Genomic DNA, 22207 nt, shown 5'->3' on the forward strand with positions numbered 1-22207 from the left:
CTCCTGCAACCGATCGCGGCGGGGAAAGCCATAATCCTTTTGTTTTGGTTAACTATTCGCCGACATTATGCCTGAATCCGCCCCCCTGATCGCGCTAGAGCTCCGGTTCCGAAGTTCGCACGCCATCGCGGCGACCTCCGATGCGAACTTCGGAATCAAAGGAGCTCTGGTAAACTTGTTGATTTGAGTAGCGGCTTTGAATTTGAAGTCCCTATAACGAACGTGCCGCGATACCGATGGGAACTTCAAATTCGCCACACTAGAGGGTGAAATCCCGGGCAATTTGGGTCGGCCAAGAGATAGAGAAGCGATGGTGGGGGCGTTCGATCCCATGGCGGAAGCTGACAAGCCTTCCATGTCTGATGATGCAGGTATGTCCGACGCTTTCAGGTCCGGGGCCTCTGGTTCCCGTGCCACCCGCCGGACGGCGCTCGGCCTCATTCTGGGCACGCCGCTGCTAGGCGCCTGTTCGAGCGTGCAGCAGACGCTCAGCCAGTTTTCCAGCCCGTTCTCCAGTTCGCAGCCAGCGAACACCCCTGCGGGAGCGCCGCAACAGCCGGTTTCAGTGGGGAGCGGCCAGGTCAAGGTCGGCTTGATCCTGCCGCTGTCGGCGGGAGGCAACGCCGGCGCCGCGGCGCAATCGATGAAGAATGCCGCTGAGCTTGCGCTTTCGGAATTCCTGAACCCGAATCTCCAGCTCCTGATCAAGGACGACGCCGGCAGCGCCCAGGGCGCGCAGCAATCGGCCCAGCAGGCGATCGACGAAGGCGCGGAGCTCATCCTGGGGCCGCTGTTTGCATCCTCGGTGCCGGCGACCGCGCAGGCTGCGCGGAGCAAGGGCATTTCCGTGATCGCGTTTTCGACCGATTCGAGTGTAGCGGGTCGCGGCGTCTATCTTTTCAGCTTCTTGCCGGAGTCGGACGTCAACCGGATCGTCGAATATGCCGCCAGCATCGGCAAGCGATCCTTTGCGGCAATGCTGCCCGAAAACGCCTACGGCAACGTGGTGGAAGCGGCTTTCAAGCAGGCGGTGCCCAGGCGCGGCGGCCGCATTGCCGCATTCGAAAGATACGGCGCCGATCGCGCAAGTGCGGCACGGAATGTGGCGCAGGCGCTCGGTCAGGCCGATGCGCTGTTTCTGGCCGATGACGGCGATGCGGTCGTGACGGTAGCCGATGCGCTCGCCGCGGCCGGCGCCAATCTGCAGAACATCCAGCTGCTCGGCACCGGGCTGTGGGACAATCCGCACGTGTTCTCGAGTTCCAGATTGCAGGGCGGCCTGTTCGCCGCGCCGGATCCAACGGGCTTCAAGAGCTTCGCACGGCGCTATCGCGGCAAATACGGTACCGAGCCGGTGCGAACGGCGACCCTTTCCTACGACGCCGTGGCGCTGACCGCGGCCTTGTCGCGAACCCAGGGTGGACAACGTTTCACGGCCGACGTGCTGCAGAACCCGTCTGGCTTTGCCGGCATCGACGGCCTGTTCCGTTTCCGCGCCGACGGCACCAACGAGCGCGGGCTTGCGGTGATGCGCGTTTCCTCAGGCGGTGCGGCGATCGCCGCCGCCTCGCCCAAAAGCTTTGGCGCTTGAGAGTTTCGGTGCTTAAGGGCAGCCTATTCCTGGTGCGGCTGCGGCCAACAGTCACGCCGCGAGATCCGCCACCACGGCATCGAGCACCGGGAATCCCGCTTGCGTCACCCGCAAACGGCCGTTTCCGTCGACCTCGATCGCGCCTTCCTGGCGCAGGATGGCGATGCGATCGGGATCGAGCGAGCGCCCCGATAAATCAGCATAACGTCCGGGGTCGATGCCTTCGGCCAGCCGCAGGCCCATCAGCAGAAACTCGTCGGCGCGCTGTTCGCTGTTGAGGCAATCGTCGGTGACGACGCCATGACCGCTCGCCTCGACGCGCATCAGCCAGGCTTCGGGGCGCTTCTCGTTGGCGATCGCGTGCCGGGCGCGATCGAAGTCGAGCCGGCCATGCGCGCCGGGGCCGATGCCGGCATATTCCTGGCCGCGCCAGTAGACGAGATTATGCCGGCATTCGGCACCTCTGCGCGCGTGGTTGGAAATCTCATAAGCCGGCAGGCCGCCTTCCTCGCAGATTTCCTGCGTCACATCATAGAGCGCGCGCGCCAGCGCCTCGTCCGGCGTCTTCAACTTGCCGGCCGCATGCAAGCCAAAGAACGGCGTGTCCTCTTCGATGGTCAATTGATAGAGCGACAGATGCTCGGCCGCCTCAGAGATCGCGCGCTTCAACTCCTCCGCCCACATTTGCGGCGTTTGATCGGGGCGGGCATAAATCAGATCGAAGGAGTAGCGCTCGAACGAGCGGCGCGCGATCGCGACCGCATCAAGCGCCTCGCGTGCGGTGTGCAGGCGCCCAAGCGTCTTGAGCGAGGCATCGTCCAGCGCCTGCACCCCCAGCGACACGCGGTTGACGCCGGCTGCACGGTAGCCGGCAAAACGCGTGGCCTCGACACTGGTGGGATTGGCCTCCAGCGTGACTTCCACCTCCGACGCCACGCGCCAGTTGCTGCCAATCGCATCCAGGATCGCCCCGACGGTCTTCGGCTGCATCAGGGACGGCGTGCCGCCGCCGAGAAAGATCGAGCTTACCTCGCGATCGCCTGCGCGCGCGGCAGAGGTTGCGATTTCGCGCGCAAAGGCGCGCGCGAACCGGTCCTCGTCGATCGGCGCGTGGCGGACATGGCTGTTGAAATCGCAATACGGACATTTCGACAGGCAGAACGGCCAGTGCACGTAAACGCCGAAAGCCTCGCCAGTGCTAGTGCCCGCTTTCCGAAGTTCGTGCTCCACCTCAGCACCCACCTTTCACGAACTTCGGAAAGTCGCGGGCACCAGCAAACTTATTGATACCAGTACCGCTTATCGATCTGAGGTCCCTGAAAGGAACTCGCCGCTTGTGATGCAGGGACTTCAGATCGGCGGTACTAGTCAAGGCAGATCTCCGCCAGTTTGACAAAGGCGCGGGCGCGGTGCGACAGCCCTTTTCCGAGCGGCGGCAGGCCGTGCTTTTCGATCGAGCTCATTTCGCCGAAGGTACGGCTGTGCCCGTCCGGAAGGAACATCGGATCGTAGCCGAAACCGGCGGTGCCGCGCGGTGGCCAGACCAGAGTTCCATCGACGCGCGCCTCGACCTCCTCGAGGTGGCCGTCGGGCCAGGCGACGCAGAGCGCGGAAACGAAATGCGCGCCTCGCTCTCGCTCATGCGTCGCGCCACGTTCCTGCAACAGCCGCTCGATCCGGGTCATGGCGGCGTTAAAGTCCTTGTTCTCTCCGGCCCAGCGAGCGGAGTAGATGCCGGGCGCACCATCCAGCGCATCGACGACGATACCGGAATCGTCGGCGAAGGCCGGCAACTCCGCGGCTCTGGCGGCAGAAGTTGCCTTGATGCGGGCATTGGCGACAAAACTGTCGCCACTCTCCTCGGGTTCGGCAAGGCCGAGATCGCCGGCCGAAATCGCCTCGACGCCATGCGGCGCCAGCAGTTCGCGCATCTCGGCGAGCTTGCCGGGATTGTGGGTCGCGATCACGAGACGGCCTTTGATTTGACGATGCATGCGTTTGGTCGGTTGGTTGAAAATCAGGCGACGGCCAGTTTTTGCAGGTCGACGAGCCGTGCCACGCCCTGGCGCGCCAGCGCCATCAGCGAGAGAAATTCGTCCTGCGTGAAAGGCGTCTTCTCGGCGGTGCCCTGCACCTCGATGATTCGTCCGTCGCCGGTCATGACAAAATTGGCGTCGGTCTCGGCTGCCGAATCCTCGGCATAATCGAGATCGAGCACCGGCGTTCCCTGATAGATGCCGCAGGAAATCGCGGCAACGTTGTCGCGCAGCACGTTGCCCCTGACCATGTTGCGGGCCTTCATCCAGCCGATGCAGTCGGCCAGCGCGACCCAGGCGCCGGTGATCGAGGCCGTGCGCGTGCCGCCATCGGCCTGCAGCACGTCGCAGTCCACGGTGATCTGGCGCTCGCCCAGCGCTTCCAGGTCGATGGTGGCGCGCAGCGAGCGGCCGATCAGGCGCTGGATCTCTACGGTGCGCCCGTTCTGTTTTCCCGCGGAGGCCTCTCGACGGGTGCGTTCAAGTGTGGCGCGCGGCAGCATGCCGTATTCGGCCGTGACCCAGCCGCGGCCCTGGCCCTTGAGCCACGGCGGCAACCGCTCCTCGAGCGTCGCCGTCACCAGCACATGGGTGTCGCCGAATTTAACCATGCAGGAACCCTCGGCATATTTGACGACGCCGCGTTCCAACGTCACGGCGCGCAGTTCGTCAGGGGCACGGCGGCTTGGCCGCATGGGAAGTCCTCCGGCAAGGGTTTTCGCTGGGCGTGCTTGTAGGTGCGCCGGCCGACAGCGGCAAGGGCTTTCCGGCTTGTCACCGGCTCTTCGGAGGGACAAAATCGGGTCGGCTGTTGCTAGTGTGGTGAATTTGACATTCGCTTCTGTATCGCAGCGAGTCCTCAAAGCGAATGTCAAATCCAAAACCACACTAGAATCTGACATTTGCTAGTGTCCCCGCGGTTCTGACATTCGTAAACGGACCCGCCGCGACAGGATACGAATGTCAGAACCGGGACACTAGGAGTTTGGATTTGGCCCAACACGAACCGATCGGCCTGATCACGTCGCATGCCGGGCTTGCCCAGCTCAACGAGCGCTCGCGCGACATCTTCCGCCAGATCGTGGAAAGCTATCTCGCCACCGGCGAACCCGTCGGCTCACGCAATATCTCGCGCCTGATCGCGGTACCGCTGTCGCCGGCCTCGGTGCGCAACGTGATGGCGGATCTCGAGGCGCTCGGCCTGATTTACGCGCCGCATACCTCGGCAGGCCGGCTGCCGACCGAAATCGGTTTGCGGTTTTTTGTCGACGCCCTGATGCAGCTCGGCGATCTCACCGAAGCGGAGAGGCAGTCGATCCAGAGCCAGCTTGCTTCCGTCGGCAAGGCGCAATCGGTCGAGGCGGCGCTTGGCGAAGCGCTGACGCGACTTTCCGGCCTCACCCGGGCCGCCGCGGTGGTGCTGACCGGCAAATCCAATTCGCGGCTCAAGCATATCGAGTTTGTCCGGCTCGAGCCGCAACGCGCGCTGGTCGTGCTGGTCGGCGAGGACGGCCAGGTCGAGAATCGCGTGTTGAGCCTGCCGCCGGGCGTTCCCTCTTCCGCACTTACCGAAGCGACCAATTTCCTGAATGCGCGGATTCGCGGCCGGACGCTGGCCGAAGCGCGCCTCGAACTTGAAACCGCATTGGCGCAAGGCCGCGCCGAACTCGATCAGTTGACGCAGAAGGTGATCGCCGCGGGCATCGCGAGCTGGTCCGGCGGCGAAAGCGAAAATCGGCAACTCATTGTGCGCGGCCATGCCAATCTTCTGGAAGACCTGCACGCGCTGGAGGATCTCGAGCGCGTCAGATTGCTGTTCGACGATCTCGAAACCAAGCGCGGGGTCATCGATCTGTTGGGCCGCGCCGAAAGCGCCGACGGCGTGCGGATCTTCATCGGGTCGGAGAACAAGCTGTTTTCGCTCTCGGGCTCTTCCACCATCATCGCACCGTATCGGGATGCCGGCGGCCATATCGTCGGCGTGCTCGGCGTGATCGGGCCGACCCGGCTCAACTATGCGCGCGTGATACCAACGGTCGACTATGCGGCGCGCATCGTCAGCCGGATGCTTGGCGCATGATCTCGGGGTGGTCTACGTCATTCCGGTCCCAACGGGTCCGCGCGAAGCGCGGCCCGATGACAGGCTCCGGACCAGGCCTGGAATCTCGAGATTCTCGGATGTGCCCCGCGCGCCGATGGTCCGGCGATGACGTCTGCCGGATACCGCGCGCCGCTTGATTTTCTGCTCCTAAAGCACGATATCCGCGCTAGTGGTCCGGTTCTGGCATTCGCTTCCCTTCGCAGCGGGCACCTTTGCGAATGTCAGAATAAAAGGACCACTAGCAAATATGAGAATCTAGAGTCTCCGATTCCGAAGTTCGCAAGCGATCGCGGCGACCATTGATGCGAACTTCGGAATCAAAGGAGCTCTGGCAACTTGTTGATTTGAGTAGCGGCTTTGAATTTGAAGTTCCTATCACGAACTTGCCGCGATACCGATAGGAACTTCAAATCCACTCCATTAGCATTCGCAACCATTCCCAGTGATCTTCAGAAGGCAGCGTGATGACCGATCAAAACGGGCAGAAGGACAATCCGGCCAATCCGGCACAAGACAACGAGCCGGTGGTCTCCAGGCCCTACATCATGCCCGACGATCCCGAGGAAGGATCGGCGGAAGCACTGGCAAGAGCAAACGCCGACTTGCGCGACAAGGCGCTGCGGACGCTTGCCGAGATGGAGAATCTGCGCAAGCGCACCGCCAGGGAAGTTGCCGACGCGCGCACCTACGGCATCACCGGCTTCGCGCGCGACGTGCTCGGGATTGCGGACAATCTGCAGCGGGCGCTCGACGCGGTCCCCGCTGAAACCAGGGAATCCGCCGATCCGATGCTCAAAGCACTGATCGAAGGCGTCGAGCTGACCGAACGCTCGCTGCTCAACGCGCTTGAGAAAAACGGCGTCAAGAAATTCGATCCCTCAGGGGAGAAATTCGATCCGAATTTTCAGCAGGCGATGTACGAGGTTCCCGACGCGTCGGTGCCTGCGGGCACGGTCGTGCAGGTCGTTCAGGCCGGCTACATGATCGGCGAGCGCGTGCTGCGTCCGGCCCTTGTTGCCGTCGCCAAGGGCGGTGCCAAGACAAACGCCGCGGAACAAAACTGAGAATCAAACGGCGATATCGCTCGACTGGATGCGCTTGACGCCGGCCTTCTCCATGTCCGCCCAGGCCTTGGCGAGCGAGCCCTGCGTGTCGATGCCACGGCAGGCATCTTCGATGACGTAGGCCTCAAAGCCCGCTTTCCGCGCGTCCAGTGCCGTCCATGCGACGCAGAAATCGGTGGCGAGCCCGGCGATGAAGAGGCGCTGCAGCTTGCGCGCGTTGAGATAGGCGGCAAGTCCCGTCGTCGTCTTGCCGTCGGCTTCGGTGAAGGCCGAATAGCTGTCGACGTCCTGGTGGTATCCCTTGCGAATAATGAGCCCGGCCTGCGGTATCGACAGGTCTTTCGACAAACCGGCGCCTTCGGTCCCCTGCACGCAGTGATCGGGCCACAACACCTGTTTGCCGTAAGCAAGATCGATGGTTTCAAACGGCTTCTTCCCGCTGTGGGAAGACGCAAACGAGGCGTGACCGGGCGTGTGCCAGTCCTGAGTCAGGACGACGTTGGCGAATCCCTTGGCGAGGCGGTTGATCACGGGAACGACCTGGTCGCCGCCCTTCACGGCCAGGCTGCCGCCCGGCAGGAAGCAATTTTGCACGTCGATGACCAGCAGCGCGGACGCATCGTCGATCTTGATCGAAGCCGCTGCCCAGGCGGATCTTGCAGCGATGGTCATGACGGCCATCGTGCCGAGGCCGGCCACAAATTGCCTTCGGTCCAGCATGTCGCACCTCCCTCTCGCTTTCGAGCGCTCGCGCTTACAGCAAATCAGGTCGGCGGACCATCGTAAAGGCGCTTGCCGCCGGGGCAGGCGCCCAACCGGTCTAGGGCGGCTGAATACCGTCGCGCACGGCCCGAAATCGCGGGAACGCCTGGGCCCATTGCTCGCGCGGCGAACTGCCGATGATTCGCAGCGCGCTCTGGCCGCCGAATCGCAACCATTGCACCACCGTCACGGGCGTATTGTCCTTGGCGCTGATCGCATCCAGCCGCGTCTCGTAGCCGGCCGTGCCGTCAATGCGCAGCGGCTCGGACGTCGTGATCCTCAAACTGCGCAAGCCGGGAATGGAGGTTGCGGCCTGCTCGGCGAAGCGGCCGCGATCGCCAGGCTGTGCCGGAGCCGACCCCATCACGCCGATCACCATGAAGGGCGCCGCCTCGAGACCGCCTTTCTCGTCGCCGTCGGCGAGAAGAACGGCCGCGCCCGGCGTCAAGGTGCGGACATTCCTGAACTCGCTGAGTTCGCCGACCTTGAAGGGCATCAGCCCCAATTGCTCGGCGGCGGGAACCTCCTTACGGACGACGGCCGAGGAAAACATCTGCCGTATCGCCTCGTCGGTATAGATCCTGCTGGCGTTTTCCGGAACCCGCGCGGCGACATAGCCGGAGAAGGTGCCGCCTTGCAGGATCATCGAATAGCGCCGCACCGTGCCGGTGCCATCCTTGCCGGTTTCGGTGGTGTAATAGGCCTTTCCCGCCCCGGTTTCGAGGCTCTCGGGCTTGATGGCGCTGGCGACCGCCGGATTGCTCTTCAGCGCATTCATGACCTCGCCATAGGCTTCCGGCGGAAGCTCCGCCACCAGCACCTTGACGCTCTGGTCCTCGGTCTCGAAACCGGCGAAGTTCTTGGCCGGGTTAAGGCCCACCAGCGGGGTCATCCCGACCCGGGAGCCCGGTGGAAAAACCGGCTCTGCGGCCGCCGCCGGGCCATGGACGACGGCGAGCAGGGCGAGGGCGGAAAATAGTCGGAGGTGCTTCATCGGCACTGTTCTCGGTCTGCATTGCGGCCGTTCGGTGGTCGTGGCCCTGCCGGGGTCGGCCTGACTCCCGGAACATTTTCACCGGTTTTTAACGTTTTTGCCGCCCCGGCAACAGCGCCTTACGACGGCGTCGGGTGCGGCCTCGATCTTGCCCCGGGGCACGACTGCAGAGACGGCCCCAGCTGAAACAACCTTAAAAGATAGAGGGATTTCGCGGATGAAGGTTGCGCCGGCCTCCTTGCGGGGCCTGCACCCTCTCCTATATGAGGCTCACCGTCGCAATATCGCGAGTAGTTTGATCGTTGGGGGTTTTGGATTGGTGCGCCGCAAGTGGTCCGATTTCAACATTCGCATCCTCTAGGCAGGCAGTTTTGCGAATGTTGAAATCAAAAGGACCACTGGCAATATAGATTGCTAGTGGAGTTTCGGATTCGACATTCGCTTTCGAGCCCCCGGTTGGTGGTTAGCGAATGTCAAATCCACTCCACTAGGGCCCAGCCAACCTGCCGCAAAAGAAGGATATCAGGACCATGGCAAAGGTCATAGGGATCGATCTCGGCACCACGAATTCGTGCGTCGCCGTAATGGATGGCAAGACTGCGAAAGTCATCGAGAACGCCGAGGGCATGCGGACAACCCCGTCGATCGTGGCCTTTACCGACGATGGTGAGCGCCTCGTCGGTCAACCCGCCAAGCGCCAGGCGGTGACCAATCCCGAACGGACCTTCTTCGCCGTCAAGCGCCTTATCGGCCGCCGCTACGACGACCCGATGGTCGAAAAGGACAAGAAACTCGTCCCTTACAAGATCGTCAAGGCATCCAACGGCGATGCCTGGGTCGAAGCCGACGGCAAGACCTACTCGCCCTCGCAGATCTCCGCTTTCATCCTGCAAAAGATGAAGGAGACCGCGGAAGCCCATCTCGGCCAGAAGGTCGAGCAGGCCGTTATCACCGTTCCCGCCTATTTCAATGACGCGCAACGCCAGGCAACCAAGGACGCCGGCAAGATCGCGGGCCTTGAAGTGCTGCGTATCATCAACGAGCCGACCGCGGCCGCGCTTGCCTACGGCCTCGACAAGACGAAATCCGGCACCATTGCGGTGTACGATCTCGGCGGCGGCACCTTCGATATTTCGATTCTCGAAATCGGCGACGGCGTGTTCGAGGTGAAGTCGACCAACGGCGACACCTTCCTCGGCGGCGAGGATTTCGACATGCGGCTGGTCAACTACCTTGCCGACGAATTCCAGAAGGAGCAGGGCATCAACCTGCGCAACGACAAGCTCGCCTTGCAGCGCCTGAAAGAGGCGGCCGAAAAGGCCAAGATCGAGTTGTCCTCGACCACGCAGACGGAAATCAACCTGCCGTTCATCACGGCCGATCAGTCGGGACCGAAACACCTGACGATGAAATTGACGCGCGCCAAGTTCGAGGCGCTGGTCGATGACCTCGTCCAGAAGACCATCGAGCCCTGCCGCAAGGCGCTGAAGGACGCTGGCCTCACCGCGGGCGAGGTCGGCGAAGTGGTGCTGGTGGGCGGCATGACCCGCATGCCCAAGGTTCAGGAAGTGGTCAAGCAATTGTTCGGCAAGGAGCCGCACAAGGGCGTCAATCCGGACGAAGTCGTGGCCATCGGCGCCGCGATCCAGGCCGGCGTGCTGCAGGGCGACGTGAAAGACGTGTTGCTGCTCGACGTGACCCCGCTGTCGCTCGGCATCGAGACGCTGGGCGGCGTCTTCACCCGCATCATCGAGCGCAACACCACGATCCCGACCAAGAAGAGCCAGGTGTTCTCGACCGCCGAGGACAACCAGAACGCCGTTACCATCCGCGTCTTCCAGGGCGAGCGTGAAATGGCGGCCGACAACAAGATGCTCGGCCAGTTCGACTTGATGGGCATTCCGCCTGCGCCGCGCGGCATGCCGCAAATCGAGGTCACGTTCGACATCGACGCCAACGGCATCGTCAATGTGTCGGCAAAGGACAAGGCGACCGGCAAGGAGCAGCAGATCCGGATCCAGGCATCCGGCGGCCTGTCCGAATCGGATATCGAGAAGATGGTCAAGGACGCCGAAGCCAACGCCGCCGAGGACAAGAAGCGCCGCGAAGCGGTCGATGCCAAGAACCATGCCGACGCGCTGGTGCATTCCACCGAGAAGGCGCTGGCCGAACATGGTTCGAAGATCGCCGACACCGAGCGCCGCGCTATCGAGGATGCGGTCAGCGACCTCAAGGAAGCGCTGAAGGGCGACGATGCGGAGGCGATCAAGGCCAAGACCAACACGCTGGCGCAGGCTTCGATGAAGCTCGGCGAGGCGATGTACAAGCAACAGGCCGAAGGAGCGGCGGCCAAGGGCGCTGCGAAGGACGACGTGGTCGACGCGGAATTTACCGAGGTCGACGACGACAAGAATAACAAGAAGTCTGCTTAAGCGGCGAATCATGATCATGACCCTCATTCTGCCGAGCACGCGTCTCGTAGGATGAGGGTTATTTTTCATTAAGCCGAACGCGGCATTGTGAGGCATGCCTTCGCGACCAGTGTGGTGGATTTGACATTCGATTCGGCGTCGCGGCGAATCCTCAAATCGAATGTCAAATCCAAAACCACACTGGAATCTAACTTAGCTGGTGTCGCTTTGGTTCTGACATTCGTAAACGAACTCGCCGCAACGGGGTACGAATGTCAGAACCGGGACACCAGTATGAACTTCGGGCGGGTTTGAAGGATGTCAACCAAGCGCTGCTACTACGAAACCCTTGAAGTTGAACGAAACGCGGACGAATCCAAGCTCAAGGCTGCATTCCGCAAGCTCGCGATGAAATGGCACCCTGACCGGAATCCGGGCGATGCCGCCAGCGAGATACGTTTCAAGGAAATCAACGAAGCCTACGAAGTTCTCAAGGACGATCAAAAACGCGCCGCCTACGACCGCTACGGCCACGCGGCGTTCGAGCAGGGTGGGGTCGGCGGCGCCGGGTTCGGCGCGGGATTTGCGTCGTCGTTTTCCGACATTTTCGAAGACTTGTTCGGCATGGCCGGCCAGCGCGGGCGCGGCGGCGGGCGCGAGCGCGGTGCCGACCTTCGCTACAACATGGAAATCACGCTGGAAGAGGCCTTCCAGGGCAAGACCGCCCAGATCGAGATTCCCGTCTCGGTTACCTGCGAATCCTGTTCGGGCACCGGCGCCAAGGCCGGCACCAAGCCGAAGACCTGCGCGACGTGCGGCGGCGCCGGGCGCGTGCGGCAGTCGCAGGGATTTTTCACGCTGGAACGAACCTGTCCGGGCTGCCACGGCCGCGGACAAATGATCGAGGATCCGTGCCCGTCATGCGCGGGCTCCGGCCGCGTGACCCGCGACCGCACGCTGGCGGTCAATATCCCCCAGGGTGTGGAAGACGGCACGCGCATCAGGCTCGCCGGGGAAGGCGAAGCCGGCATCCGCGGCGGGCCTTCGGGTGATCTCTATATTTTCCTGTCGCTGGCCGCCCACGAATTCTTCCAGCGCGACGGCGCCGATCTGCATTGTCGGGTGCCGATCTCGATGGTGGCCGCCGCGCTCGGCGGTGAATTCGACGTGCCGACCATCGACCGCGGCAAGACCAAGGTGAAAATTCCTGCAGGGACGCAATCCGGCAGACGGTTTCGTATTGCGTCAAAGGGCATGCCGGTGCTCCGCTCGCGCCAGACCGGCGACATGTACGTCCAGGTCATGGTCGAGACGCCGCAGAATTTGACCAGGAAGCAGCAGGAGCTGTTGGCCGAATTTGAAAAACTGTCTTCCGGTGCGACCCAGCCGGAAGCCGCGGGATTTTTCACCAAGGTCAAGGATTTCTTCGGCAGCCGCGCGAATACCTAAAGTGCGCTCGGCAAAGGGCTGCGTTCCAAAAGGACAATCAGCGCAGGGTGTTATCGCGAAGCCGCTGCACGTCTCCGCCGCCGGTGAGGACGGGTCCGGCTTGACCGTATCGCCAGCTACCTATACCTGTTTATGACCATTTTCTGACAATGCCGCGAAACGCGGTCCCGCCTGGTAGCGACATGCCAATGCAATCGACCGTGCGCGCGTTGAAGAAACCTCGTCTCGATGACGAGGTTCGATTTCTTCGCACATGGATCGAGAAGCCGCTTCACGTCGGCGCCGTGATGCCCTCGGGACGCCTGCTCGCGCGCACCATGGCTCAGTATGTCGACGCAAATTCGTCAGGCGCGGTCGTCGAGCTTGGTCCGGGAACAGGCGCGATCACCGCGGCATTGATCGAGCGCGGGGTAGATCAGAAGCGGCTGGTGCTGGTCGAATATAATCCGGGCTTCTGCGCCTTGCTGCGCGACCGTTACCCGCAAGCGAAGGTGGTGCAGGGCGATGCTTTTACGCTGCGGGACTCGCTGCGCAACGTGCTCGGCGCTCCGGCGTCCGCCGTCGTCTCCGGCCTGCCGCTCGTCACCAAGCCGATGCAGACGCGCCTGAAGCTGATCCGCGACGCCTTCCAGGCGCTGGCGCCTGGCGCACCTTTCGTGCAGTTCACCTATTCGGTCGCCCCGCCAATCCCGAAATCGCTGCCCGGCGTTTCCACGGAAGCTTCGGAGCGGATCTGGATGAACCTTCCGCCGGCCCGCGTCTGGGTGTATCGGAAGCGCTAGTGTGGCGGTTCAGAAGTCCGCATCATGCTACCCGCGAGTTCATCATGCGGACTTCTGAACCAAAAGCCACACTAGCATTATAGAATTTCCTAGTGTCCTTTCGATTCCGAAGTTCGTAAACGAGTGTGCCACGTCATGATACGAACTTCGGAATCGGGACACTAGATAGCCCGCGCTGCTCGCGGGTTGGTCCCGAACCATTTTCAATCATGGCTGCGCTGAAAATCCTGGTGATCCCCGGCTCACTCCGCACCGGCTCGCTCAATGCGAAGCTCGCGGCGGTCGCCGCCTATCAAATCGCGCAGGCCGGCGCCGAGGTGACCCGTATCTCGCTGGCTGATTTTCCCTTGCCGATCTACGACGGCGATCTGCAGACGAGATCGGGTGTGCCCAAGAACGCCGTCAATCTCAAGCGCATGATCGGCGTCCATCACGGCGTCCTGATCGTAACGCCCGAATACAACGCCTCCGTTCCACCGCTGGTCAAAAATACCATCGACTGGGTGAGCCGCGTCCACGACCCCCAGGAGACGCGCGGCCAGGTTTTTCGCGGCCGTGCGTTTGCCATCGCGGCCGCCTCGCAGAGCAGGCTCGGCGGATCGCGGTCGCTGGCGGCGCTGCGGTCGATCCTTTCCGCCTGCCAGGCGTTGGTAATCCCGAACCAGCTGGCGCTGTCGTTCGCCGGCGAGGCCTATGACGATATGGACAAATTGAAACATCCGGCCGATATCGAGGCGCTCGACGCGCTGGTCCGGCAATTGATCGACGTTTCGCAGCGTCTGACGTGAGGTGACATGCAGCCGTCCGCCATACCTTCCCACGACAGACTGATCGTGGCGCTCGACCTGCCGGATGTCGAGCGGGCGCAAGCCATGATCACCCGGCTTGGCGATGCCGTCACGTTCTATAAGATCGGCTATCAGCTGGCCTATGCGGGCGGATTGTCGCTGGTCGGCAGGCTCAACGATGCCGGCAAGAAGGTGTTCGTCGATCTCAAGCTGCACGATATCGGCAACACGGTGGCGCGCGGCGTGGAAAGCCTGAACGCGCTCGGCGCCACGTTCCTGACCGTGCATGCCTATCCGCAGACCATGAAGGCGGCGATCGAAGCGCGCGGGCAATCCTCGCTGAAAATCCTCGCCGTCACCGTCTTGACCTCGTATGACGATGGCGATCTCAAAGCCGCGGGCTATCGCCTTCCCGTCTCCGAGCTGGTCGAGGAGCGCGCGCGGCAGGCTCACGCGCTCGGCGTCGACGGGCTTGTGTGTTCGCCGGAAGAAGCAAGCGCCCTGCGCAAGCTCGTTGGCGCCGGGATGAGCCTGGTGACACCCGGCATCCGCCCGGCCGGGCTCGATGCCGGCGACCAGAAACGCATCATGACGCCGGCGCGCGCCATTGCGGCGGGTGCCGATTATCTCGTGGTCGGACGTCCCGTGATCGAAGCCGCCGAGCCGAAGGCGGCAGCCGAAGCGATCCAGGCCGAGATTGCGCACGCGGCGCTTAATCAACAGGGAGAACGACAATGACGGCAAAAGGGTACTGGATTGGGCGCGTCGACGTCCATAATGACGAGGGTTACAAGCCTTACGCCGCCGCCAATCCCGCCATTTTCAAGAAGTTCGGCGGCCGATTTGTCGTTCGCGCCGGCCAGCTAAAAGCCGTCGAAGGCCAGAGCCGGGCGCGAAACGTCGTGATTGAATTCCGCGATTATGAGACCGCGCTCGCCTGTTACAATTCCCCGGAATATCAGGCCAACATCAAGGTGCGGCAGCCACATTCGATTGTCGACCTCATCATCATCGAGGGCTATGACGGCCCGCAGCCTTGACCGGGCATGCGCTCTCGGTTGCCGGAACCCCCTTCTCCCGGTTACAACGATCCCGAGAGGAACCAGTAATGTCCGAGATGCGCTTGATCGTAGCCGGAGCCGGCGGCCGGATGGGCCGGGCACTGACACGCGTCATTTCCGAGACCAAGGGCGCGCTGCTGGCAGGTGCGCTGGAAGCCCCCGGCTCGGAGTTTTTGGGCAAGGATGCCGGCGTGCTTGCGGGACTTCCCGCCAATGGCGTGCTGCTGTCGGCCGATCTTTGGACGATGTCGGCCAATGCCGACGGCATTCTCGACTTCACCGTGCCCGGCGCCACCATTGCCAATGTCGCCATCGCCGCCGAACGTGGCCTGGTTCATGTCATCGGCACCACCGGGTTGTCTGGGTCCGATGACGCCGTGATCAAGAGCGTCACCTCGCGCGCCATCGTCGTCAAGTCGGGCAATATGAGCCTCGGTGTCAATCTGCTCGCGGCGGTGGTGAAGCGGGTGGCGCAGGCGCTCGACGAGAGTTTCGATATCGAGATTCTCGAGATGCATCACCGCGGCAAGATCGATGCGCCCTCGGGCACGGCGTTGATGCTGGGCGAGGCCGCCGCCAGCGGCCGCAAGATCGCGCTCGAGGCGCATTCGGCGCGAGGCCGCGATGGCGTCACTGGCGCACGCCGCTCGGGCGACATCGGCTTTACCTCGTTGCGCGGCGGCACCGTCACTGGAGATCACAGCGTGATCTTCGCAGGGGCCATGGAGCGCATCGAACTCACTCACAGGGCCGAGGACCGTACCATGTTCGCGCAAGGTGCGGTGAAGGCCGCGTTGTGGGCGCGCGACAAGAAACCCGGGCTCTACACCATGGCGGACGTGCTCGGGCTCGCCGATTTCTAATCCATCAAATTCGAACACGGAATCCAGGTATGGGCGATCGTCTTCTCGTGCTGGTGCGTCACGGCCAGAGCGAATGGAATCTGAAGAATCTGTTCACCGGCTGGAAGGACCCCGACCTGACGGAGCAGGGCATCCGAGAGGCCACGGAAGCCGCTCGCAAATTGAAGGCGCAGGGACTTGTCTTTGACATCGCCTTCACCTCAGTGCTGCTTCGCGCGCAGCACACGCTCGATCTGATGCTTGACGAGCTCGGCCAGACCGGCTTGCCCGTTCGCAAGGATCTCGCGCTCAACGAACGCGACTACGGCGATCTGTCGGGGCTGAACAAGGACGACGCGCGCAGGCGATGGGGCGAGGAGCAGGTGCATATCTGGCGGCGTTCCTACGACGTGGCACCGCCGGGCGGTGAAAGCCTGAAAGACACGCTGGCGCGTGCGCTGCCGTATTATGTCCAGGAAATCCTGCCTTGTGTGCTGCGCGGCGAGCGCACGCTGGTCTCGGCCCATGGCAATTCGCTGCGCGCGCTGATCATGGTGCTGGAGAAGCTTTCGCCCGAAGGCATATTGAAGCGCGAACTCGCCACCGGCGTTCCCGTGGTCTATCACCTGAACGCGGACTCCACCGTCGCATCCAAGCTCGATCTGGCGTGAGCGCAAGGGCCGAGATCGTCGCGCTGGCCGCGCCGGTTGCCGATGTCGCGCTGGTTGAGCTTGCCGATGTGCTGGTCGACTGTGTCGCGGGCGGTGCCAGCGTCAGTTTCATGGCGCCATTCTCACTCGGTCAGGCGCTTGGATTTTTCAGCAAAGTCGCGGGGTCGGTCGCGGCCGGCGACACGGTTTTGCTGGCGGCAAAACTCGACGGCAGGATCGTCGGCACCGTACAGCTAGGGTTGGACACGCCGCCCAACCAGCCGCACCGTGCCGACGTCAAGAAAATGCTGGTACACCGCTCCGTGCGCGGCCGCGGCATCGGCGCAGCCCTGATGGTGCAGATCGAGGAGGAAGCGCGAACGCGCGGCCGCTGGCTTCTGGTGCTCGATACCGTGCCCGGTGAGAACGGCCATCGCCTTTACTTGCGTTCCGGATGGCAGCAAACCGGGATTGTGCCGGACTATGCGCTGTTTCCTGACGGCAGGCCGTGCGACACCGCCATCATGTGGAAGCGGCTGGAGCGCTAGCGCTCCCTCCCCCTGAAGGGGGGAGGGTTGGGGTGGGGGTCAAAAGCCTGTGCGGGGGAGGTTTCAAGACCACCAGGTTCGCCTCAATGCACTCCCAGCTGCCCGGCTTCCCAGCCGAGCATGGCCTGTTTGCGGGTGATGCCCCAGTGGTAGCCGGTCAGCGCGCCGCCTTTGCCGAGCGCGCGATGGCAGGGGACCACGAACGAGATCGGATTTTTGCCGACCGCCGCGCCGACCGCGCGAGAGGCTTTCGGGCTCTTGATCTTGTTGGCGATATCCGAGTAGCAGACCGCGCGACCCATCGGGATCTTCAACAGCGTCTCCCAAACCCGGACCTCGAAATCGGTTCCGATCAGGACAACCCGCAGCGGCTCGTCGGGCCGCCAAAGCTTTGGATCGAAGATGCGCCGCGCAATCGGTGCGGTAGCCACCTGGTCTTCGACATAGGTTGCGCGCGGCCAGCGCCGCTGCATGTCGGCCAGCGCAGGGGCTTCCTCGCCGGGATCGGCAAAGGCGAGCCCCGCCAGGCCGCGATCGCTGGCGATCACGACAGCCGTGCCGAACGGGCAGGCGTGAAAGCCGAAGCGCAGAGTCATGCCGGCGCCGCCGTTCTTCCACTCGCCCGGCGACATCGCCTCGTGGGTGACGAAGAGATCGTGCAGCCGTCCGGGGCCGGAAAGGCCGGAGTCAAGCGCGGCATCCAGCACACTGGCGGACTCGCGCAACAGATTCTTGGCGTGGTCGAGGGTGAGTGCCTGCATGAAGGCCTTTGGCGTCAGCCCGGCCCAGCGGCGAAACAAATGGTGCAGTTCGTCCGGCGTGACGCTGGCCGCGTCCGCCACCGCTTCGATGGTCGGCTGGGCTCGCCATTGCTCGGAGATAAACGCAATCGCTCGCCGCACCGAATCATAGTCGCGCAGCGCTGCGATCTGCGAGCCGGGTGTGGTGAGGCGGTGGTCGTTGATAGCAAGGTTCATCATGCGCCTGATGTAGGCCTTAAGCCTCGTCCAAACCACCCGATTCCCGATTTGGGCGGGGACAGGATTTGCTACAACACCGGATTATAGGTCACCCCGCGCCGAGCGGCCTGCAGGGCGACCGCCAAGGCATTGGCAAAACTGGCTTTTTCGTCAGGGCCTAAGAAACTTCCAATGGCCACGCGGCGGCCCCTTGAAAGCAGATAGAGCTTTTCCACGCCGTATTCGGGGTGGGTCTTGCGGTCGAGCTTCACCCACAGCGGATTGAGCACGTATTCCACCACATGGCCGCGGTGGCTTATCCGGCGGAAGCGCAATTCCGACGCCGTTACCCTGATCTCCTCGCTGGCCCTGGCACGGCGGAAATTGACCCGGAACGCCCAATAGATCGCGAGCACGTCGAGGCCGAAAAAGCCGAGCACCGGCCAGGCGCCCATCATCAGGAAGGCGAAGCCCGCGGCAAAGCTGATCACACTGACAAACGCCATCACCACCAGAAAGCCGGTGTGATTGAGCGAGCGGTGCGGCGTCAGTAGCGCGGAGAACAATTCCGGCTGTGGGTGAGGATCAAAATCGTTGCCTGCGGTCATGGCGCCTCAGTATACCCGGAACATGCCGAAAATCACCCGCCGCTCAGTTTCCGCATCGAAATCCGCCAGGAGCCAAGGCAAAGACCAAGGCAAGAACCGGGGCAAGGCTGGAGGCGCCATGAGGGTTTCCGCAAAATCCTCCAAAAAACCTTCGAAGCGAAAGCTGGCGAAACCGCGGCGCGCGCGCAAGGCCGCAAGCAAGCCAAGGCCCTGGACACAGGGCGAGATTCACGAGGCTTTCAGCCGTTTCCGCAAAGCCAATCCCGAACCGAAGGGCGAGCTCGAACATCTCAATCCCTTCACGCTTTTGGTGGCCGTCGTGCTTTCCGCACAGGCGACCGATGCCGGCGTCAATCGCGCCACGCGCAGCTTGTTCCAGGTCGCCGACACGCCGCAAAAGATGGCGGCGCTCGGTGAGGAAAAATTGCGCGACTACATCAGGACCATCGGGCTTTACCGCACCAAGGCGAGGAACGTCATCGCGTTGTCGGAGAAGCTGATCAGCGAATTCGGTGGTGAGGTACCGCGCAGCCGCGCTGAAGTCGAGTCGCTGCCGGGGGCCGGACGCAAGACGGCCAATGTCGTGCTCAACATGGCCTATGGCGAACACACGCTCGCCGTCGACACCCATGTGTTTCGCGTCGCCAATCGTACCGGACTTGCGCCGGGCAAGACGCCGCTTGAAGTGGAGCTTGGGCTCGAGCGCGTGGTGCCTCCCGAATTCATGCTGCACGCCCACCACTGGCTGATCCTGCACGGCCGCTACACCTGCCTTGCGCGCAAGCCGCGCTGCGAAGTGTGCCTGATCAACGATCTCTGCCGCTGGCCGGAGAAGACGGTCTGACGACCGCGTCCCCCGGTCCGGCCGCAGAGCTTGTGCCCCGATCAAGCCGAACCTAGTGTGGCGGTTCAGAAGTCCGCATCATTGTTGCCACGGGTTCGTCATGCGGACTTCTGAACCAAGAGCCACACTAGAATTGTAGATTTTCTAGTGTCCTTCGATTCCGAAGTTCGTAGACGAATATGCCGCGTGAATGATACGAACTTCGGAATCGGGACACTAGGCTCTCCGAACACGCCCCGAAGAAGGGCTCGCGCATTCGATTGGGGAGGGGCGTCATGCGATTTCCGCTTGTGCTGGTTTCAGCCGTGGCCGCAATCGGCCTTGGCGCCGCGGACGCACGCGCGCAAGTCTCCGACAATGTCGTGAAAATCGGCGTGCTCAACGATCAATCCGGTCTTTATGCCGATCTCGGCGGTCCGGGCTCGGTGGTGGCGGCGCGGATGGCAGTCGAGGATTTCGGCGGCACCGTGCTCGGCAAACCGGTCGAGATCGTGTTCGCCGATCATCAGAACAAATCCGACGTCGGGGTTGCGATCGCGCGCGAATGGTTCGAGGTCGGTAACGTCGACATGGCGATCGGCTTCGACCATTCGGCGGTCGCGTTGGGGGTCGAGCAACTCGCTTACGAGAAAAACCGCATCGCGATCGCGGGTGCGGTCGGCAGCACTGCTTTTACCGGCAAATCGTGCACGCCGACGGAGGCGTCCTGGATCTATGACAGTTACGCGCTGACCACGAGCCTTGCGAAGGCGATCGTGGCGGAAGGCCGCGACAGCTGGTTCTTCATCACCGTCGACTACGCCTTCGGCCATTCGCTCGAGGCCGACGCGACGGCCGCGGTGAAGGCGGCGGGCGGAAAGGTTTTGGGAAGCGTGCGTCATCCGCTCAATACCGCGGATTTTTCCTCCTATCTGCTTCAGGCGCAGGCCTCCGGCGCGAAGGTCGTGGCTTTCGCCAATGGCGGCGGCGACATGGTCAATGCCACCAAGCAGGCGAACGAATTTGGACTAACGAAAAACCAGACCATCGTCTCGCTTTTGGTGTTCATTTCCGACGTGCACAGCATGGAGCTGCAGGCAGCCCAAGGGCTGAAATTCGTCACCGCATTCTACTGGGATCGCAACGATGAAACCCGCGCCTGGTCGAAGCGCTTCTTTGAACGGCACGGCCGGATGCCGACGATGCCGCAGGCGGCGGTCTATTCGGCGATCCGCCATTATCTCGGCGCCGTCGCTGCGGCTGGCACCGACGAGGCCAAGGCCGTGATGGCGAAGATGCGCGAGACGCCTGTCAACGATTTCTACGTCAAAAACGGACGGCTGCGCGCGGACGGCCGGCTGGTTCACGACATGTATTTTGCGCAGGTGAAGACGCCGCCGGAATCGAAGGGAGCCTGGGACTATTACAAGATCCTCGCCACGATTCCGGGCGATCAGGCGTTCAGGCCGTTGGCCGAAGGCGGCTGTCCGCTTGTCGCGCACTGAGCCTGGGCGTGAAAATCAGGGTAGAGCGGAAGTCGTCGGTGCACGCCCAAACCGACGCGAATGGACCCTTAGCAGAGATCTAAAGAGGTCCGTCACTTGAGACCAACCTTGCGCCAACCCTCCAAGTAGCTCTTCATTGGGCCTGGTGTGTAGGGCACATTCTTCTCGATCCAGGCGAGCGAAATATCGGGCTGAAAGTTTCTCAGCCGTTCGAGTTCCCTCTGTGCCTCGTCGAGACGCCCGGCCTGGGCCAAAGCAGCTACCAGCAATCGGCGGGCCCCATTGAAGGTCGGCCGGAACCGCAAGACACTAAGTGCGCTATTGATGGCTTCATCATAGCTACCAGCGAGATAGTGCGCCGCTGCCAACCCGCCATGGAAAATCACCTGTTGTGGATCGTGCGGGCTCATGCGAATTGCGGTTTGCGAGTGAACGATGGCTTTGTCGGATTGTCCATCGAATGACAACCGAGATAGCCATGAGCCGCAGCAAAGTTCGGATTGAGATTCAGGGCGCGCTGGAAATGCGCTATTGATTCATCGGTGCGTCGTTCGGTGAAAGCGACAAATCCAAGCGCGACATAGGCCCATGGATCGTTGCGATCGAGTTCGGCGGCGCGGGCTGCCAGTGCGGCGGCCTCATCCGCCTGCACGTCGATGTATCCCAGATACCCAAGCAACAGGATCGCGAAAGCGAGCACGCTGTGGGCAGGCGCATAGGCGGGGTAGAGCTGGGTGGCGCGCCTGAGAATGGAAATCGCGGCGTCGCCGTCTGTCTTATTTAGACGCCAGAACAGGAAGCTCGCCTGCATCAACAGGTCCCAGGCGCGGACATCGCTTGGGGTCCGGTTCTGCGAGCGGACGCTCTCAGCCTCCAACAGATGAGGTTCGATGGCGGCGACAACACTGTTGGTAATCCTGTCCTGCAAGGCAAAGACGTCGTTCAGGTCGCCGTCGTAGCGATCCGCCCATATATGGTTGCCGTTGGAAGCGTCGATGAGCTGCGCAGTGATGCGCACCCGCTGTCCAGACTTTCGTACGCTGCCCTCAAGCACATAGCGCACGCCGAGCTCGCTCCCGATCTGTCGATTACGAAAAACCAATGTAGTTTCGAAATAGCTGTGATGATGTCCTCGGACACACCATCGGCGAAGTATTCCTGCTCCGCATCGCGGCTCATATTAGCGAATGGCAGGACGGCTATGGACGGCTTGTCGGGAAGCGCGAGATGTTG

Annotated in this window: 23 protein-coding genes; 14 read left to right on the forward strand and 9 right to left on the reverse strand. The window is 62.5% G+C overall.

Annotation, left to right across the window (positions count from 1 at the left end; genetic code table 11):
- Positions 1–373: 373 nt before the first annotated feature.
- Positions 374–1591 carry a penicillin-binding protein activator gene (locus tag VNX23_RS07230; RefSeq protein ID WP_325628549.1) on the forward strand — a complete coding sequence of 406 codons (1218 nt, stop codon included), beginning with the start codon at positions 374–376 and terminating at the stop codon, positions 1589–1591.
- 51 nt (positions 1592–1642) lie between these two features.
- On the opposite strand, the gene hemW is transcribed toward VNX23_RS07230, so the two are convergent.
- The 3 genes from hemW to rph all read right to left on the reverse strand — a co-directional run bounded on the left by hemW (position 1643) and on the right by rph (position 4322).
- Complete coding sequence (gene hemW, locus VNX23_RS07235) at positions 1643–2821, reverse strand: radical SAM family heme chaperone HemW (RefSeq protein ID WP_325628551.1); 1179 nt, start codon at positions 2819–2821, stop codon at positions 1643–1645.
- A gap of 134 nt (positions 2822–2955) precedes the next feature.
- Positions 2956–3585 carry an RdgB/HAM1 family non-canonical purine NTP pyrophosphatase gene (gene rdgB / locus VNX23_RS07240; protein ID WP_325628553.1) on the reverse strand — a complete coding sequence of 210 codons (630 nt, stop codon included), beginning with the start codon at positions 3583–3585 and terminating at the stop codon, positions 2956–2958.
- 23 nt (positions 3586–3608) lie between these two features.
- Complete coding sequence (gene rph, locus VNX23_RS07245) at positions 3609–4322, reverse strand: ribonuclease PH (protein ID WP_325628555.1); 714 nt, start codon at positions 4320–4322, stop codon at positions 3609–3611.
- A 296-nt stretch (positions 4323–4618) separates the two neighbouring features.
- Here rph and hrcA point away from each other — a divergent pair, with 296 nt between their 5' ends.
- Together hrcA and grpE are read left to right on the forward strand one after the other, a co-directional pair.
- Entirely contained in the window at positions 4619–5707 is a 1089-nt protein-coding gene (gene hrcA / locus VNX23_RS07250; RefSeq protein WP_325628557.1) for a heat-inducible transcriptional repressor HrcA, read from the forward strand.
- A 485-nt stretch (positions 5708–6192) separates the two neighbouring features.
- The gene (gene grpE / locus VNX23_RS07255; protein ID WP_325628559.1) at positions 6193–6792 is read left to right on the forward strand and encodes a nucleotide exchange factor GrpE; all 600 of its coding nucleotides are present in this window, start codon (positions 6193–6195) and stop codon (positions 6790–6792) included.
- Between the two features lie 3 nt (positions 6793–6795).
- Here grpE and pncA read toward each other — a convergent pair whose 3' ends face one another.
- The gene (gene pncA / locus VNX23_RS07260; protein WP_325628561.1) at positions 6796–7512 is read right to left on the reverse strand and encodes a bifunctional nicotinamidase/pyrazinamidase; all 717 of its coding nucleotides are present in this window, start codon (positions 7510–7512) and stop codon (positions 6796–6798) included.
- 100 nt (positions 7513–7612) lie between these two features.
- The gene (locus VNX23_RS07265) at positions 7613–8548 is read right to left on the reverse strand and encodes a hypothetical protein (protein ID WP_325628562.1); all 936 of its coding nucleotides are present in this window, start codon (positions 8546–8548) and stop codon (positions 7613–7615) included.
- Between the two features lie 530 nt (positions 8549–9078).
- On the opposite strand from VNX23_RS07265, the gene dnaK reads away from it, so the two are divergent.
- From dnaK to VNX23_RS07310, 9 genes are all read left to right on the forward strand, one after another.
- The gene (dnaK, locus tag VNX23_RS07270; protein WP_325628564.1) at positions 9079–10980 is read left to right on the forward strand and encodes a molecular chaperone DnaK; all 1902 of its coding nucleotides are present in this window, start codon (positions 9079–9081) and stop codon (positions 10978–10980) included.
- 297 nt (positions 10981–11277) lie between these two features.
- Positions 11278–12408 carry a molecular chaperone DnaJ gene (gene dnaJ / locus VNX23_RS07275; protein ID WP_325628566.1) on the forward strand — a complete coding sequence of 377 codons (1131 nt, stop codon included), beginning with the start codon at positions 11278–11280 and terminating at the stop codon, positions 12406–12408.
- Positions 12409–12590: 182 nt separating this feature from the next.
- Entirely contained in the window at positions 12591–13190 is a 600-nt protein-coding gene (locus tag VNX23_RS07280) for a class I SAM-dependent methyltransferase (RefSeq protein ID WP_325628568.1), read from the forward strand.
- 209 nt (positions 13191–13399) lie between these two features.
- Positions 13400–13978, forward strand: a complete 579-nt coding sequence (locus tag VNX23_RS07285) for an NAD(P)H-dependent oxidoreductase (protein WP_325628570.1) — start codon at positions 13400–13402, stop codon at positions 13976–13978.
- A 6-nt stretch (positions 13979–13984) separates the two neighbouring features.
- Positions 13985–14716: an orotidine-5'-phosphate decarboxylase gene (gene pyrF, locus VNX23_RS07290; RefSeq protein ID WP_325628572.1), complete on the forward strand. Its 732-nt coding sequence runs from the start codon at positions 13985–13987 to the stop codon at positions 14714–14716.
- Positions 14713–15018 (forward strand): DUF1330 domain-containing protein, encoded by a 306-nt coding sequence (locus tag VNX23_RS07295; protein WP_325628574.1) that lies wholly within the window; start codon positions 14713–14715, stop codon positions 15016–15018. Before pyrF ends, VNX23_RS07295 begins: the two co-directional genes overlap by 4 nt.
- 68 nt (positions 15019–15086) lie before the next feature.
- Positions 15087–15902, forward strand: a complete 816-nt coding sequence (dapB, locus tag VNX23_RS07300) for a 4-hydroxy-tetrahydrodipicolinate reductase (protein WP_325628576.1) — start codon at positions 15087–15089, stop codon at positions 15900–15902.
- A gap of 29 nt (positions 15903–15931) precedes the next feature.
- Positions 15932–16552, forward strand: coding sequence for a 2,3-bisphosphoglycerate-dependent phosphoglycerate mutase (locus tag VNX23_RS07305; protein ID WP_325628578.1), 621 nt, complete (start codon positions 15932–15934; stop codon positions 16550–16552).
- On the forward strand, positions 16549–17079 hold the full coding sequence (locus VNX23_RS07310; protein WP_325628580.1) for a GNAT family N-acetyltransferase: 531 nt from the start codon (positions 16549–16551) through the stop codon (positions 17077–17079). Before VNX23_RS07305 ends, VNX23_RS07310 begins: the two co-directional genes overlap by 4 nt.
- Positions 17080–17162: 83 nt before the next feature.
- Here VNX23_RS07310 and VNX23_RS07315 read toward each other — a convergent pair whose 3' ends face one another.
- Both VNX23_RS07315 and VNX23_RS07320 read right to left on the reverse strand, forming a co-directional pair.
- Complete coding sequence (locus tag VNX23_RS07315) at positions 17163–18059, reverse strand: bifunctional helix-turn-helix domain-containing protein/methylated-DNA--[protein]-cysteine S-methyltransferase (RefSeq protein WP_325628582.1); 897 nt, start codon at positions 18057–18059, stop codon at positions 17163–17165.
- Between the two features lie 68 nt (positions 18060–18127).
- Positions 18128–18646: a DUF2244 domain-containing protein gene (locus VNX23_RS07320; RefSeq protein WP_325628584.1), complete on the reverse strand. Its 519-nt coding sequence runs from the start codon at positions 18644–18646 to the stop codon at positions 18128–18130.
- A gap of 118 nt (positions 18647–18764) precedes the next feature.
- On the opposite strand from VNX23_RS07320, the gene nth reads away from it, so the two are divergent.
- The gene (gene nth / locus VNX23_RS07325; protein WP_325628586.1) at positions 18765–19490 is read left to right on the forward strand and encodes an endonuclease III; all 726 of its coding nucleotides are present in this window, start codon (positions 18765–18767) and stop codon (positions 19488–19490) included.
- 275 nt (positions 19491–19765) lie between these two features.
- Entirely contained in the window at positions 19766–20974 is a 1209-nt protein-coding gene (locus VNX23_RS07330) for an ABC transporter substrate-binding protein (RefSeq protein ID WP_325628588.1), read from the forward strand.
- Between the two features lie 92 nt (positions 20975–21066).
- On the opposite strand, the gene VNX23_RS07335 is transcribed toward VNX23_RS07330, so the two are convergent.
- A complete protein-coding gene (locus tag VNX23_RS07335; protein ID WP_325628590.1) occupies positions 21067–21384 on the reverse strand; it encodes a bacterial transcriptional activator domain-containing protein in 318 nt (105 codons plus the stop codon).
- Positions 21381–22076, reverse strand: a complete 696-nt coding sequence (locus VNX23_RS07340) for a tetratricopeptide repeat protein (RefSeq protein WP_325628592.1) — start codon at positions 22074–22076, stop codon at positions 21381–21383. The genes VNX23_RS07335 and VNX23_RS07340 overlap by 4 nt, the downstream gene beginning before the upstream one ends.
- Positions 22077–22207 lie beyond the last annotated feature (131 nt).

Origin of the sequence: Bradyrhizobium sp. (assembly GCF_035570375.1) — a bacterium.
GTDB lineage: Bacteria > Pseudomonadota > Alphaproteobacteria > Rhizobiales > Xanthobacteraceae > Bradyrhizobium.